The organism is Olleya sp. Hel_I_94 (genome assembly GCF_007827365.1).
Lineage (GTDB): Bacteria > Bacteroidota > Bacteroidia > Flavobacteriales > Flavobacteriaceae > Olleya.
The window spans coordinates 1550078-1565228 of sequence record NZ_VISI01000002.1 but is presented as its reverse complement, the minus strand read 5'-3'; the positions used below and the strand labels follow the sequence as shown (position 1 = coordinate 1565228).

17 protein-coding genes are annotated in these 15151 nt (G+C 29.6%); 2 read left to right on the top strand and 15 right to left on the bottom strand.

What is annotated here, in order from left to right:
- Positions 1–119 precede the first annotated feature (119 nt).
- The 15 genes from JM82_RS10285 to JM82_RS10220 form a co-directional block, all read right to left on the bottom strand.
- Positions 120–1313, bottom strand: coding sequence for a hypothetical protein (locus JM82_RS10285; protein WP_145003200.1), 1194 nt, complete (start codon positions 1311–1313; stop codon positions 120–122).
- Between the two features lie 250 nt (positions 1314–1563).
- Positions 1564–2085, bottom strand: coding sequence for a hypothetical protein (locus JM82_RS10280; RefSeq protein WP_261375353.1), 522 nt, complete (start codon positions 2083–2085; stop codon positions 1564–1566).
- Positions 2086–2270: 185 nt separating this feature from the next.
- Positions 2271–2588 carry a hypothetical protein gene (locus JM82_RS16405; protein WP_186439210.1) on the bottom strand — a complete coding sequence of 106 codons (318 nt, stop codon included), beginning with the start codon at positions 2586–2588 and terminating at the stop codon, positions 2271–2273.
- Entirely contained in the window at positions 2585–2938 is a 354-nt protein-coding gene (locus tag JM82_RS10275; RefSeq protein ID WP_145003197.1) for a hypothetical protein, read from the bottom strand. Before JM82_RS10275 ends, JM82_RS16405 begins: the two co-directional genes overlap by 4 nt.
- A gap of 183 nt (positions 2939–3121) precedes the next feature.
- On the bottom strand, positions 3122–3751 hold the full coding sequence (locus tag JM82_RS10270; protein WP_186439209.1) for a hypothetical protein: 630 nt from the start codon (positions 3749–3751) through the stop codon (positions 3122–3124).
- 137 nt (positions 3752–3888) lie between these two features.
- Positions 3889–4581, bottom strand: coding sequence for a hypothetical protein (locus JM82_RS10265; protein WP_145003189.1), 693 nt, complete (start codon positions 4579–4581; stop codon positions 3889–3891).
- 169 nt (positions 4582–4750) lie between these two features.
- Positions 4751–4951 (bottom strand): hypothetical protein, encoded by a 201-nt coding sequence (locus tag JM82_RS10260; RefSeq protein ID WP_145003186.1) that lies wholly within the window; start codon positions 4949–4951, stop codon positions 4751–4753.
- Positions 4952–4960: 9 nt separating this feature from the next.
- A complete protein-coding gene (locus JM82_RS10255; protein ID WP_145003183.1) occupies positions 4961–5740 on the bottom strand; it encodes an ion transporter in 780 nt (259 codons plus the stop codon).
- A gap of 227 nt (positions 5741–5967) precedes the next feature.
- Complete coding sequence (locus JM82_RS10250; RefSeq protein WP_145003180.1) at positions 5968–6804, bottom strand: hypothetical protein; 837 nt, start codon at positions 6802–6804, stop codon at positions 5968–5970.
- 601 nt (positions 6805–7405) lie between these two features.
- Positions 7406–8080 (bottom strand): tetratricopeptide repeat protein, encoded by a 675-nt coding sequence (locus JM82_RS10245; protein ID WP_145003177.1) that lies wholly within the window; start codon positions 8078–8080, stop codon positions 7406–7408.
- A gap of 184 nt (positions 8081–8264) precedes the next feature.
- Positions 8265–8882 (bottom strand): hypothetical protein, encoded by a 618-nt coding sequence (locus JM82_RS10240; protein ID WP_145003174.1) that lies wholly within the window; start codon positions 8880–8882, stop codon positions 8265–8267.
- A gap of 560 nt (positions 8883–9442) precedes the next feature.
- Positions 9443–10162, bottom strand: coding sequence for a DUF2071 domain-containing protein (locus JM82_RS10235; RefSeq protein WP_025614384.1), 720 nt, complete (start codon positions 10160–10162; stop codon positions 9443–9445).
- 96 nt (positions 10163–10258) lie between these two features.
- Complete coding sequence (locus JM82_RS10230; protein WP_145003171.1) at positions 10259–10780, bottom strand: DMP19 family protein; 522 nt, start codon at positions 10778–10780, stop codon at positions 10259–10261.
- Between the two features lie 160 nt (positions 10781–10940).
- Positions 10941–11564 carry a porin family protein gene (locus JM82_RS10225; protein WP_261375352.1) on the bottom strand — a complete coding sequence of 208 codons (624 nt, stop codon included), beginning with the start codon at positions 11562–11564 and terminating at the stop codon, positions 10941–10943.
- A gap of 280 nt (positions 11565–11844) precedes the next feature.
- A complete protein-coding gene (locus tag JM82_RS10220; RefSeq protein ID WP_028284032.1) occupies positions 11845–12282 on the bottom strand; it encodes a PaaI family thioesterase in 438 nt (145 codons plus the stop codon).
- A gap of 418 nt (positions 12283–12700) precedes the next feature.
- On the opposite strand from JM82_RS10220, the gene JM82_RS10210 reads away from it, so the two are divergent.
- Both JM82_RS10210 and JM82_RS10205 read left to right on the top strand, forming a co-directional pair.
- Complete coding sequence (locus JM82_RS10210) at positions 12701–14056, top strand: tyrosine-type recombinase/integrase (protein WP_145003168.1); 1356 nt, start codon at positions 12701–12703, stop codon at positions 14054–14056.
- Positions 14057–15028 (top strand): hypothetical protein, encoded by a 972-nt coding sequence (locus JM82_RS10205; RefSeq protein WP_145003165.1) that lies wholly within the window; start codon positions 14057–14059, stop codon positions 15026–15028.
- The last annotated feature ends 123 nt before the right edge of the window (positions 15029–15151 follow it).

Sequence of the window (15151 nt, the reverse complement as noted above, 5' to 3'; positions counted from 1 at the left end):
GTTGCGTGTTTAAGCAACTAATTTAGTAAACAAAAACGAACGCGAGAAAATTCCGAAGGAATTTTCCAAATAAACAACGACCAAAGCAATTAATTATACACGGTGTTGTAATGCGTTTTTTATTCGAGATATTCTATTTTCCTTGTCCATTCAAATAGTCTCTCTCCATTAATAATTTTTGTCTGTTTAATCCAATTATTCTTATCGTCAAATATATATTCAAATTCTACTTTATGTGTTCCTCGTTCATCTGTATAGATAAGTTCAATTGGGAATTCGTGATAATCATATGAAAATACTAAATTTTGGTTGTTATCAGGATATTTAGGAAAAGTGAATGTTTCTTTTACTTTTCTTTGATTTTCATCGTATTCATACTTTTTAAAACTTGTAATAGAATCATTACCATCATAATAATAAAATTCCGTCAATAAATTGTTTTCGTATATAGATATTTCTTTTTTGTATAACGCAGGTATATTGTTGTCTTTAAAGTCAGGATTGTAAGAATATTGCTCTATAATCCTATCTTGTTCATCATACACAAATTCACGACTTATCATATCTCTTCCTTTTTCAGTTCGTTGTTGTCTACTTCCCGTTTTGGTTTTTACCCAAATAAATGGTGAATGATTAAAAATCTTGATTTTTCTGCTTTTGTCATCATATTCATAAAGAGTACCATAATCAGCACCATACTCATCATAATTTTTAATTTCAATTAAATTTCCAATTGAATCATAATAATTTTCAGTTTTTCTAATTTCTTCTGGGTAATCCGAATTATAATATTCATATTCAGAAAGTAGATTGGAAGAATTATACTTATATTTTTGAGTAGTAAAGCTACTGTCAGCACTTATATCTTTAACAAAAGACAAATTGTTATTTTCATCGTATTCATAAACTGCATTGGATTCTTGATATGAAATTGATTTTTCAGTTTTTATTTTGCCAAATTCATTATAGGTAAATTGGCTGAATCGAATAGTGTCCTGACTTTTATCATACCAAATTTCTTTTAGTACTCTTTTGTCTTCGTCAAATTCTTTATAATAATTAATATAGTGAACCCAATAAGTATTGTACCACCAATTATGGAATCTACTAAAAGTGTATTCTGCATTCATAAATCCGTTATGCCCATAATCTCCTTCTGTACTAAATAATTTTCTGTTTTGATGATTTTCTTTCAGAAATGAAAGTTGTTCTCTAATCGATTTTACTTTTCCATAAATCGTATCCTTTTGTTGGGAAAACGAATATGAGGAAACGAGTAGAATTGAGAGTACAATGACATATTTTTTGGTCATAGTTGATTATTTTCTACAAATCTAACTCTCATTTTATAATTAAAAAAAGTCTAATTAGTTAGTCTATCTATTTTGGAAGTAAAGTGGTCTGTTGGTTTAGGCAAATGCATTACAACGTTGTTGTATATGGTTTGTTGCGTGTTTAAGCATCTAATTTAGCAAATAAAAACCGAATAGAAAATCCGCGAGGATTTTCGTAAGTAGGCTAGAACTAGCAATATATTATATACGGTGTTGTGCAACGTATTTTTTATATTTTCTTTAAAATCCAATTTGATATTTTTTCAATTCGGAATATTATAATTAATGTCAAAATAGTTTTTAAAATATAGTTCGGAAATGCAAAATTAGGTAATTCTATTTCTTCGTTACCATTCATTATCGAAATAAATTTAATACAGTAATCAATCAAGTCCGGAATTAGATAAATTAATTTCGCTAACCAAATAATTCCGACTGTCAATAAAATCACTTTTGTCAGAGATTCAGCGTTCAGTTCCGTTTTTATTTCATTGTCCGTTTTTATTAGTTTTTTAGCAATCCATTCCGCTTTCACGAATAGAAATATTGAAACGACAATATTCGCTATTGTCAGAAATGTTCCAGTAAAAAAGAATTTGTCAATCGGTTCACTCAACAATTCGTCAAATCGAGCCATAGTAGCAGTTCCGTAAACTGAAAAAAAGTAAGAACCAAAATGGTCAAAAATTTTCGTGAATAAATATATTCCAGCTATTCTAATTATAAGAGCTGTTAAAATTCGGTTTGTCATTAACTTTCGGTTTTGGTCATATGTTGCACAACGTGATTGTATATGGTTTGTTGCGTTGTTTAAGCACCTAATTTAGCAAATAAAAACCGAATAGAAAATCCGCGAGGATTTTCGTAAGTAGGCTAGAACTAGCAATAAATTATATACGGTGTTGGCAACAGTTTTTATTCAGTCTTAATTCCAACTTATAGTATTTTACAAAGAAAGCCATAGCAAAAAATAGTAATCAATATTGGTAGTGCACTAAATATAATTTTAGAAACTTTATTATGGTTTTGTCTTTTAAATAAATAGTATAGAATTAATATGATAGAAGAAAAAGTAATAAACAGAACTATTGGCCTTAAAATTTGGTCATATTTTAATGGGTATGTTGATATTCCTGTAATTGGGTCAGTATTGTCATAATGGAAATCTGGATTTCCCATTGCATAAAACCCATACATATAATCTGCTAAAATTATTATGGAACCTAAAATAGAATAGATTTTAAGTGCTTTCATTCCGTTTTCAGTTTTTCTGTCAATTCATTAAATATAATTCTTAATTCGGTTTTTTTGGTTATGTCAAAAATATCTAATAAATAACTCACGCTTTCTGATTCCCAAGCATATTGAGCGATATTCTGATTATATTTTTTCAAGAGTTTGTTCAGACTTGTTTTGGTTGCAGTTCCGCCAATTTCTTTTTCCAGTACCGTTATAAAATCATTTAAGGATTCGAGTGATATATTCCAATCTCTTTCTGCTTTTAGTATTTTTTCCGCAATCTTTTTGTCAATTTCGTTTTCAAATTGGTTATCCTCTATTAAGTCAAATAATTTATCGAAAGTCAGTAAAGAAATTTCATTCATATAGATAAATTCAGATTCGGATTTCGGTTTCCTCAAATTGTTGCCAACGTTGTTGTATATGGTTTGTTGCGTGTTTCAAGCACCTAATTTAGTAAATAATTACCGACCAAGAAAGTCCGCGAGGACTTTCGTAAGTAGGCGAGAAGCCAGCAATAAATTATATACGGTGTTATGCACTGCCTTTTATTCTTTTATTAATTCTACAAAATTTTTATTCCGCTCCGTAAGTGAGTTATAATTTTTGCTATTCACAAAGAATTTTGACTTTGCCCAATTCTCAAAACCATCACTCAAATCAGTACTTAAATCAGCCAAATAATATTGTCCAGAGATTTCAAAATCAAGCATAGCTAATTGAAAAGGATATATTTTGTTTAAGTCAGTAACTGTTTTATGCAAAAAGTCAACTAATTCAGTCGGATATTTTGGGTTTTCTGACCACGTTTGATATTCATCTCCAAATAGTTTTTCGATAGTCGCTGTATAAAAACTTATATCAAACCAATTAAAGCCACTTTCAATAGGTTCATCTTCTCGAATATTGAAAGTCTTAAAAGGAATTGAAAAATCTTTTAGATTTAAAACCCATTGGTGTTCAAAATTTTCAATATTTGATTCAATCAGTTCAAAATCTTCATTAAATGGACCATCGATATTTTCTAAAGATTTTAAATAATCGATATACTTTTTAATTGGTTCTCTGTCCAAACTCGGACAAACCTGAATGCACAATTCATAAAATCCACCACAGCGAATTTCTTTATTCAGAAAGATGTCTTTAGTTTCAATCACGATGTTTTTTTGGTTGTGCATAACGTGTTTGTATATGGTTTGTTGCGTGGTTTAGCACGTAATTTAGTAAATAAAAACCGAATAGAAAATCCGCGAGGATTTTCGTAAGTAGGCTAGAACTAGCAATAAATTATATACGGTGTTGTGCAACGTTATTTTCATATTAGCAAACCTCTTTCAAATTTATTCAAATTAGGTTTTAAATTCTCAAGTGACGCTTTTCCCAGTTCAACAATGTTAATCCATTTATTATCATTCAGAATTGCTTTATGGTCATAGTCATTATTGTTCGGTGAATCATATTCGGAAAGTAGTTTATTCCATTCAGAAATTGATTCGTACTCTTTTTGTGTTACTAATCCGTTTTTAATAGACTTTTCATAACCGTCTGATAAACCCAAATCGTCAAAATAAGAACACATAAATTCTACGAAAGAATAATATGGATTTGTATTATTTGGGTCGAGCCAAGTTCGCTTTTGATATTCCAAGTTTGTCAAATCCTTAATCATTAAAATCCAAGTTCTTCTCCAAGTTTCGGTTTCCATTTTCGGTTCAATAATTTCTATCCTTTTGGGAACTCTATTTCTCGGAATAAAACCGTGAATTTTTCCATCTGGTGTTTTACTTTTATATCTAGATTTGATATAAGGTCTCGCTCCATCAGCTGGGTCAAAAGTTTCTTTTAGATAACCTTTTTCTTCTCTCGATAATTCTCTTACAGTTCCATTTTCTTCCACGTGCACATATTCAAATCCATCTTCGGTTTTTCTTAATGGAACAAAATATTTCAAGTAAACTGATAAAATTATCAGAATTATTATACCTAAAATCCAAAGAAATATAGTCATTCAATCGGTTTTTTCTAATGTTGCACAACGTCTCGGCTATGAGTAGTTGCGTGGGTTAGCACTTAACTTAGCAAGTACACACCAAACTGAAAATCCGCGAGGATTTTCAGAAGTAGGCGAGAACAAGCAATTACTTATAGCCCTTGTTGGGCACAGGTTTTTATTTTTATTAATATAGTAAAATGATTAAAATAAATAAAATTGGTAAAGTCAATGCTATTAACATTCCTAAACAACCTTTAGTAACAATTTTACCAACTTTTTGATTTCGTCCACTTTTTGTTAATGGTATTTCAATTTTTCGTGAGACATTTGATTTTGCTGCCGAATATCCACTTAATTTTTTCCAAGAAAAACCTCCTTTATTCATACTATTATTTTATTTGTTGATTTCAGTCCCGCAATTAGGACAAGTACATTTTTTTTCCCCTTTTTTCTGTTCTTGAATCCTCTCGATAAATGCTGAACTTATAATTCCAGTTGGAAGTGCAATAAATCCAATTCCGATTAATGCTATTATTCCGCTCATTATTTTTCCCATTGCTGTTATTGGAAAAACATCTCCATATCCAACAGTCGTTAAAGTTGCTACAGCCCACCAAAATGAGTGTCCGATACTTGCAAATTTTTCGGGTTGAACTTCATTCTCAAAATAGTACATTATTGTTGATGACAAGACCAACAATATAAATGCAACAAAACCCGTAATTGCTAATTCAGATTTTGTGCTTTTCAAAACGCTAGTTATAGTATTTAATGACTTTGAATATCTGCCAAGTTTAAAGATTCTTAATAATCTAAACAAACGCAATATTCTTACTATTCTCAAATCGAAAGGAATAAGGAAAGGCAGATAAAATGGTAAAATTGCTATCAAGTCGATTAAGCCAAGAGTTGAAAATCCAAATTTTAATCTTTTCTTAAATGAATTCCCTTTATAGGATTTATCCAAGTCAGAAGTCCATAACCTTAACAAATATTCAATGGTAAAAATAATTACAGAAATTAATTCAAAATAGTTAAAAAAGTCAGAGAATGAAAGTCTTAATTCTTGGTAGGATTCTAAAATTAATGTAATTACATTTAAAATAATTAATCCATAGATGAATTTGATAAAAACCGAATTTTTATTTATAAACTCATAAATTTTATTTTTCATATATGGTTATTTTTTCAGACTTGTGCCCAACGGTCTTGTGTATGAAACGTAGCGTGTAAAAAGCCGCTTATTTTTCGGATTAACACAGAGCCGAATTTTTATATTTTGTTTTTAACTTATCAATCTTAAAAGCCAAATTTAAAAATTTGGCGGACTAACTAAATAAGCGATAACCTCTTGGAAAGCCATTATTAGCTATGTTTTATACACGTTGTTGTAAAACGTTTTTATTTCAATTGCCACCATTTTTTTCGTTTAATCAACTTGTCAATCGAAAATGATTTAGTTATTCCGTTTGTCTTTTCATATTCCAATTGTTGATTTACTGGCTCAATAATATGTTGCCAACCTGCTGAAAAACTTGCTCTTATTTCACTTCCATTCGGTGTGTAATTTCTCTCGATTGGAATTTTTCCAATATTTTCAAACAATTCGGCAAAGTCTTTTTTATACATTTTTGGTAAATACCAAGTTACTTTTGACTCTTCTTTCCAATTCCCAAAACTTGCAACTAAAACATTACATTTTTTAAAATCAGAAACTGTTGGCTTACTTATCTGATTTATTCTTGTAGTAACAATTAAATTGTAACCAAAACCTGTTTCAAAGTCAGATTCTAAAACGATTCCACCACCATAATTTCCATTTTCCAATTTGAATGTTAAGCAACTTCCTTTTTCAAATATTGGTTCTTTCTTGGAAATTCGCTTTCTGGCTTTTGGTTTTGCTTTCTCCGATTCTAATTTTATCAAAAATTTATCAAGAACAACTTTTCTTTTCTTTATGTCGGATTCGCTTGCATCAAGTTCTTTCCAAACTTTTAAATCAGATTCACTTTCGATTATTACCCGAACTTTTTCCAAAATGTCATTTGGCAAGCTTTTAGTTTCCCAAAGAGCTAAAGCCAATGTAAACCAAAAGTCATTTGTTCCGTTTGGATTGTCGGAAATCAATTTATTTTTGATTTCAGTTGGTTCTTTTCCGTCATTATACAAATCAAAAAAGTCAGCATAAATATCTGCTGAAGTATCATTACTTTTTATGGCTGTTCCCCAAGTTCCCAATTCAGTTCGTGGTTTTGTTCAAATGTTTTACAACGTTGTTGGATATGGAAAGTTGTGATTTGCGCGCAATGAAATTCCGAAGGAATTTCAGCAGTAAGTAAATAAACAACTTCCATAATTAAGACACTAAAGTAAACAATTTTTTATATGCTGTGTTGCCTACAGTTTTTAATTTTTACTTTTTTGATGAACAAGCTAATTCGGTTTACGTCGTTGTTACGTCTGAGTGTAATTCTGTATTACGTACTTTTTGGTTTTGATTAACTTAAAATTCTAAAAAAAATCGCGAAAAACTATCAGGCTTTTTATCGGTATTTTAGATCTACAATCTGGCTAAAATTCTGAATTGGTTTACTTTGTACTTAATGTTAGCTAAAGACTATTAAAGGTAGCTTAAAATCAGTGGTTTTTATTTTCGGTTTTATACGTTTTGATTAGAGCGTTGCAATTGTAGGCAACGTTGTTGTATATGGTTTGTTGCGTGTTTCAAGCAACTAATTTAGTAAATAATTACTGACCAAGAAAGTCCGCGAGGACTTTCGCAAGTAAGCAAGAAGCCAGCAATAAATTATATACGGTGTTGGCAGCAGGTGTTTTATTTTCAATTTTTATTTCCAATTAAATGTAAAATTTCTTGAGAAGAACGATGGTCTCCGTCTTTATTTGCTAATTCTAAATAATGTCTTGCTTTCTCAAAAGATTGTTCAATAATTTCTTCTTCTAAATATATTTTCCCAATCATATAATTAGCTTCATTTATTTCGTATTCACTATTGTTTTTAGAATTGATTGACTTAAACACCTCTAAAGATTTTAATTTATCCTTTTTTGTTCCAATTCCATAATATAGACAAAGTCCAATAGTTAATTCATTATGATATTTTCCAGATTCATTAGCTTTTGTATATAATTCAAAAGCTTTCTCAAAATTCCCTTTATTTCTATACTCAATTCCTAAACTAAAAGTTGCATTTTCAGAACCACAATTCATAGCTTTTTCATACAATTTCATTGCTAATTCAATATTTTGTTCGCAGAATTTATTTTCATTATCGCTTAAATAATCGGCATACTTTTCAGTCGCTTCTATATTTCCGTTTTCATAAGATTTTTTTGTCCATTGAAATGAAAGTAATTCGTTAATTTCAATAATTTCATTTTTGTCAATTATTAAACCAAATTCATAAATTTCAGCAACTTTATTCATTGCTTCTGAATTCCCGTTTTCAGCTTCTTTTAATATTGAATTGAAATCATTAATACTCTCAATTTTCATTTTTTCAAAATTTTGTTATTTATCGGAATGTTGATTTCACTTGCTGCCAACGGTGTTGTGTATGGTTAGTTGCGTGGTTAAGCAACTAATTTAGTAAACAAATACGAACCAGAGAAAATTCCGAAGGAATTATCCAAATAAGCACTTGCCAAAGCAAATAATTATACACGGTGTTGGCAAATCGTTATTTTCTTTTCCATTTAACTCCACTCCAAATAATTCCTAACGAAACTAAAATCATTGCAAAGTTTTGAATATTAATTTTCTCATCTGTAAATAATTTATAAACTGTCCCAATCACAATTAAAATTGTCATAACAACAGCAAAGTAATAGCCTTGTTTAGTTTCCAAAAATGATTTCTTTCTTATTATTTGTCCGTTATTGTATTTCAATAGTTTTGAGTCAATGTTATGGCATAAATTCACAAACTGTTCGGAATTGCAGAAATTATCATTCGAGCTTATTCGTAAAGTTTTTCCGTTTTTGAGCTTAAATTTAATTCCAGCTCCTTTCATCCAATGAATTTTATAATATTCTATATTTTTAAAATCAATAATTTTATCATTCCATTCCAATTGGTTTGATTTTAATTCAAAATCTGAAACTTTTACGATAAACTTCTTTTTTATAAGAACAAAATAAATTCCAGCGATTACAATAGCCAATATTCCTTTTATTAATCCAAAATTCATAATTCTGTTTAATAAGAATATCATTCCGAAAAACACAGCTACCGTTGAAGCAAGTAAAAACAGTAATTCAAATGACTTTGTGTATTCTACATTTTCAAATTTCCGCATTGTTTTTCATAATGTTTGCCAACGTGTTGCATATGGAAAGTTGTGTTTACGCGCAATGAAATTCCGAAGGAATTTCAGCAGTAAGTAAATAAACAACTTCCATAACGTAAGCACTAAAGTAAACAATTTTTTATATGCTGTGTTGCCTACAGTTTTTAATTTTTACTTTTTTTGAGCCACAAGCTAATTCGTTTTACGTCGTTGTTGCGTCTGAGTGAATATCGGAAAACCATACTTTTTTACATTATCAGGCTAAAATTCTGAATTTAGTTAACTGTGTACTTTATTTTAGCTAAAGACTAATAAAGTTAGCTTAAAATCAGTGGTTTTTATATTCGGTATGACACGTTTTGAATTGCGTTTTGCAATTGTAGGCAACGGTCTCGGCTATGGTTAGTACGGGAATTAAAAGTAGTGAACTTTCGATTAAGCACTTAGCCAAAACTTTTTATTTTGTTTTATCTTTTTTGTTCTAAAGCCAAATCAAAAGATTTGGCGGACTTGGTTAAAAGCACTTCACTTTGGGTTAAGCACAAAACCCGTATTAACTATAGCCATTGTTAGGTGCTTTTGTTTATTTTTTTTAACCCAATCCATTCGTGTTCAATGTCTTTCATTAACAGTGCGTTGTCGAATTTTACAGAGCCTTTTGGGAAAATACTTTCATTCTCGAAAAAACTCGATTTCACGTTCTCAACTTCTAAAAGTGCTACTTTCCAATTATACGCTTTTAATTCAAGTCCATCAAAGTCGTTTTTATCAGGAGAATATCCGACAGAGCCATTTTCAAAGAAATCCGATACACATTTTAGATTATCAAATACGCTTTCATTATTCCAAATATTCGTTTCTTTTGCTTTAATTGATAAAGAAGTCTGGTCATCACTTACAAAACCGACTTCGTAATTTCCATCTTTTTCAATTACCTTAAAATCTGCTAAATGATGTATTCCTGGAAATATAGTTCCACCAGCCAAAGAGTTTAACCTAGAAGAAGTGTCTCTTCTTGGAATATAAACTCCTTCTTTTTGTTTTCCATTTTCAGTCCATTCTACAGCAATTCTATGTGCTCCATTTTCGGATGATATTCCAATTTGTTTAGGTAAACCTTTCGGTCGAATTTCCTTCAGTCGGATTAAGCAAATTCCAGCGATTCCTTTTCCGTTTACCAATTTTGGTTTAAAAGGTTTTGGTAAATAATTTTCTAAGACTTCTTTATCAATTTGGTAATTGATTAATATTCGTCTATCTATTATTCCTTTTATTCTTGGTATTTTCATTTTCGTGAGTCAATTGCACCTAACGTTTAGTATATGAAGCGTAGCCTGCCGATAGGCGGCTATGATTTCATATACAGTGTTAGCTTTTCGTTTTTCTTATTCAAGTTCTTCTTTATTCGCTTTCACGTATTCAATTACTAATCCTGCTAAATTCTCAGGGTATTTGTAAAATTCATCATCTAATTTATCCCAAGTTTCTGAAATATTTTCTGGAACATCTTCCATATACTCTCTTCTTTGTTCTTCGTCTTTTGGAATTGGTGATGTTGGAAAAGCCCTAATTGCACGATTTAATATTTCAGCCATTTTTGGTGCTTTTATCTCTTCAAGTGCGATCAGAGTTTCGTGAGCATATTCACCAGAGCTATTAAAAAAGAATTGGTCAAAACCGCCATTGTTTACTTGTCCTTCGAGCATTTCTATATAAAGAATGTTCTTTTCAATTGAATTCAGTGATTCGAAATCTTTATCGTCTTTTGATTTATCCCAAAGTTTTTGCCCTATTTCAATTACAACATCCGTTTCATCTTCCAGATTCAAGATTTCGTCAAGATTTTTAACTTTTACTTCATCTTGTTCTGAATTCGTACCGAATAATTTATTTAAGAATTTCTTCATTGGTCTGTCTTAATGAAAGCTAACGGTTTGTGTATGATTAGTTGCGTGGTTAAGCAACGAAATTAATAAACAAATACGAACCAGAGAAAATTCCGCAGGAATTTTCCAAATAAGCACTTGCCAAAGCAATTAATTATACACCGTGTTGTGCAACGTTTTTTTATAGTTCAATCATTAATATTACTCCAACGGAATTTAAGTTTTTTATTTTTTGATTATCATTTATTCCTTGATTATCATTTGACTCAAACTTACTAAAATCGGATTGTCCTGTGTAATTAATTCCTGCGCTAAAGTTATCGAACATTTTAAATACAAAACCAAGTCCTAATTGCGCTCCAAAATTCCAACCATCGTAAATATTTTTTTGAGTGTCTGCAATATATCTATACTCATCTTTAATAATATTTTGGCCATAAAATCCAAAATTCGCAAATAGTGTAAAATTATCTGATATTTTTGAGTTCATTGTTAATAATAGCGGAATTTTAAGCAAAGTTCTTTCTTGATAAAAATTACCAATCGAATTAAATCCATTACCAGATAATTCGTTGATTCCAATTCCAGTTCCAATTCCGAAAGCTTGACTTACTCTATAATTTAATAAAAGTTCAGCATTATTTGTATTCAAATTATAATTCGGTTCTTCATCATTTTCCACAATTCCGTACCCGATTCCTCCATAAGCTATAATATTAAATTTTGACTCTTTTACTTCTTGAGCTTGTGTCAAATTAAAAGTCATTAAGAAGATAAATAATAAAATGTAGTTTGATTTTTTCATTGATTTTGGGTTTTTTAAGATTAAAATATTGTAAGAATTTATCAATAATTGTACCGCTTTGGAAATGTTGCACAACGGTTTGTGTAAGAATAGTAAGGGATTTCGAAGGACTGAACTTTCAATTTATCACTTAGCCAAATTTGCAATTTTTTCTTTAATTAATAGACATGCAAAATTGTAAATTTTGCGGACTTTGTAAAATGCACTTCACTTTGGGATAAGCACTAAAACCCTTATTATTTTTACACTTTGTTACCTGTAGGCTATTTTGTTTCAGTTCCTATTTTTCCGTTGATTTGTTAATTCGTATGAAATTATATACGCCTTTTCCTTCTGCAATTAATTCATCATTCTGAAAGGCTTTCATTTTCGTTACAAGTATTCTATTACCTAACCTAACTATTTTACCTTCCACAATTATTTCAGATGCTTCAGCACCTTTTAAATAATCTATTCTTAAATCAATAGTTACTAATTTATCTTCCAATGACGTAAAGTGAGTGCTTCCTGCAATACCACCAACAGAGTCCATTATTGTAGCAATAATTCCTCCGTGCCACCTGTTTGTTCTCATATCTCCAACAATTTCATCTCTAAAGGGAACTTTAACTTTTACAAACCCTTTTTCAAGTTCCAATAATTTTAGTCCTAAAAATTTATGAACTGGAATACCTTCTTCAATTATTTGTTTAATAAATCCTATGTTTTTTTCTATCATTTATTTTGATTCTAATTATTGTTCTTGGCTTACAGGTAACAATTGAATAAACTCCCTTGGGAGTTTATTTCTAAGTATGCGTACGGTAAATTTAAGATTTAATTTAATTTGTTTGTGTTATAAACATAAAAAATCAATTAATAGATTTTTGAAAGTGTAAATTATTTCAGTTTTAAATTTATATTGTCTTATAATAGGTTACATTTGTAATCAAATTTATTACTAATTAGAAAGTCAAAAAGTGCATACGTTTTTGCATACGATTTCAAAATAGAACAGCTCAAACATCCAGTGTTTGTGTTGGAAAAGCGGTCAAGGTCGGACTCATAACCCGAAGGTCACTGGTTCGAGTCCAGTTCCCGCTACTAAGCTTCATGCTAATAAAATCAACGGATTGTGTCTCACAATCCGTTTTTTTATGTCTTCAATTTTCTTACTTTTACAAAAAGTACACGAAAACGTACACGATTCTTCAATGAAACTTAACTATTCTAAACCAAAAATATATACAGGTGGTGTAGATATACATCGATGGTCTAGGTTGTCCAAAAAGGAGCAAAAAATGGCTTTGTCTAAATTTTGGTACGTGTATTATTCATTTAGAAATCCTAAAACGGGAAAACTTGTAAGACAAACAAACATCAAAGGAGGTGCTAATCAGTATAAGGATAAGCAAAGTAGGTATCATATTCTAAAGATGCTTAAAAAAGGTCTTGAAGTTGTATTACAAGACGGCTTTACTCCGTATGACAAAAATGTATCACTTGAGGAATATATCCAACAGAAGTTTGAAAACAAATCGGATTCAAAAGCTAAAATTGATACTGTAATAGAATCTAATTACGATTATAGCGACATCAAACAAACAATGTTTGTTCTAAGTATTGAAGAAGCATTTAATCTTGCTCTGGTAACTAAATACAAAATTCTAAACCAAAATTCATATCCTAAGTTTAAAAGTCGATTAAATAGGTTCAATAAGTGGCTGCTAGATAATAACTATGTATTACAGGATTGCATTACAACAGTAACAAAAAAAGAGGTAATACAATACCTTAATATTGTATTGCAAAATACAAGCCCAAGAAATAGAAATAACACACGTACAGATATATCTTCTTTTTTTCAAGTTTTAGTTGATAATGATATTATTCAAGAAAACTTTGTCAGAAAGATTAACGTATTAAAAGCGATCCCTGAAAGAAATAAAACCTACAAACCAAGTCAACTAAATGAAATCCATAATTATTTAGATAAGGAAGATCCAATTTTAAGCTTGTTTGTTAAATTTATAGCCTATAATACTTTAAGACCAATAGAGGTTTGTAGGTTAACAATCGGGGATTTAGATCTAGCTGATAAAAAGTTATATGTTAGAGCTAAAAATAAACCTGTTAAAGTAAAAATTATACCTGATATTCTTTTGGGTGATTTAACAAAAATATCTCAAAAAAAACATGATTTATTACTTTTTACACCAGATAAATTAGGTGGTGAATGGGATACGAATGAAGGGAATAGGCGTGATTACTTTACTAAAAAATTTAAAAAAGTAAAAGATTATTTTGGTTTAGGTAAGAATTATGGATTGTATAGTTTTCGGCATACTTATATAACTTTAATGTATAAAAATTTAGCTAAGACATTAACACCTTATGAAGTAAAAAGTAAATTAATGTTAATAACGGGTCACAGTACAATGAACGCTCTCGAACAGTATCTAAGAGATATCGATGCTGTTTTACCAGAAGACTATTCAAAACTTTTAAAATAAATGAAATATAAATATTTTGGTTGCTTAAAGGAATCCCAAATAAATTCTTTAAACGAAAATTCTAAAATCAATTTGCTAAAAGAAAAGAATCTTATAATATTAAGTTCTTCAAAAGATAATCATGGTTCAATAAAAAGAAGATTATCTAAACTGCTATTTCAAAACAATATAAATTTAAAAATAAATAACTATAGTTATTCTAAGCACGTGGCAAGTGATTATCTGTCTTTTTTGATAAATCATTACTCTCGATTTATTGATGGCGACGTATATCAATACAATAAGGAGTTTGATTTAAAAACTTATTTACTTAAGAAAAAGAAAGCCAAAGCTTTTGCGTTAGAAGAATTTAATAAAGTTTTCGAGATGATAGTTGATGTAAGATTTATAGCTTTAGAGAAGGATGTCAACGGGAAGCTAAGAGTAAGCAATAGGTTTAAACTAATTGATAGAGAGAGAAATTATAAGTATATTGATGGATTGAGACATCAAAAAGAGTCTGTCTTTCAATATTTGACGGGGAATTTAGATTTTTTTGACGTTACTTTTTTTGATAATAATGGGTGGTTACGGGAAATAATAGACTTTGAAATTGGTACTAGGATATTAAAATATTTGAATGATAGATTCCAATTTGAAATTGCTGACAATCTCAACGATAATGAAAAGGCTAAATTTATATACAAAAATTTCCAAGGTGAATTTGATTCATTAGAACAATTGATATTTATTGAAAATCAAATCGAAAATCAACAGAATATTGATAGGGCTTTTGTAGTTGCATTATTTTACTTTTTAAAAAAAAAAGCTAATTTAAAAATGCCAAGTGCAAAGTTATTTACTCAAATAATTAATGGCGTTTTTAATCTAGACATTGGACTAATCAAGGATCCAAGTTCTCAATCAAAAGCACATTTAAATAGATCTGAAAAATTAAAAAATGAGTGGGAGAATTTTAATTCTAGAATATGAAAAATCTAAAATTCCCCTAAAAACTTGAAAATTCCCCTAAAAACACTAATTTTTCCCCGACAATTCCTCGATTTTTTTCCTTTTTTTAAGAGGTAATGTTTCACAATTTGCAACTAGTTAAAT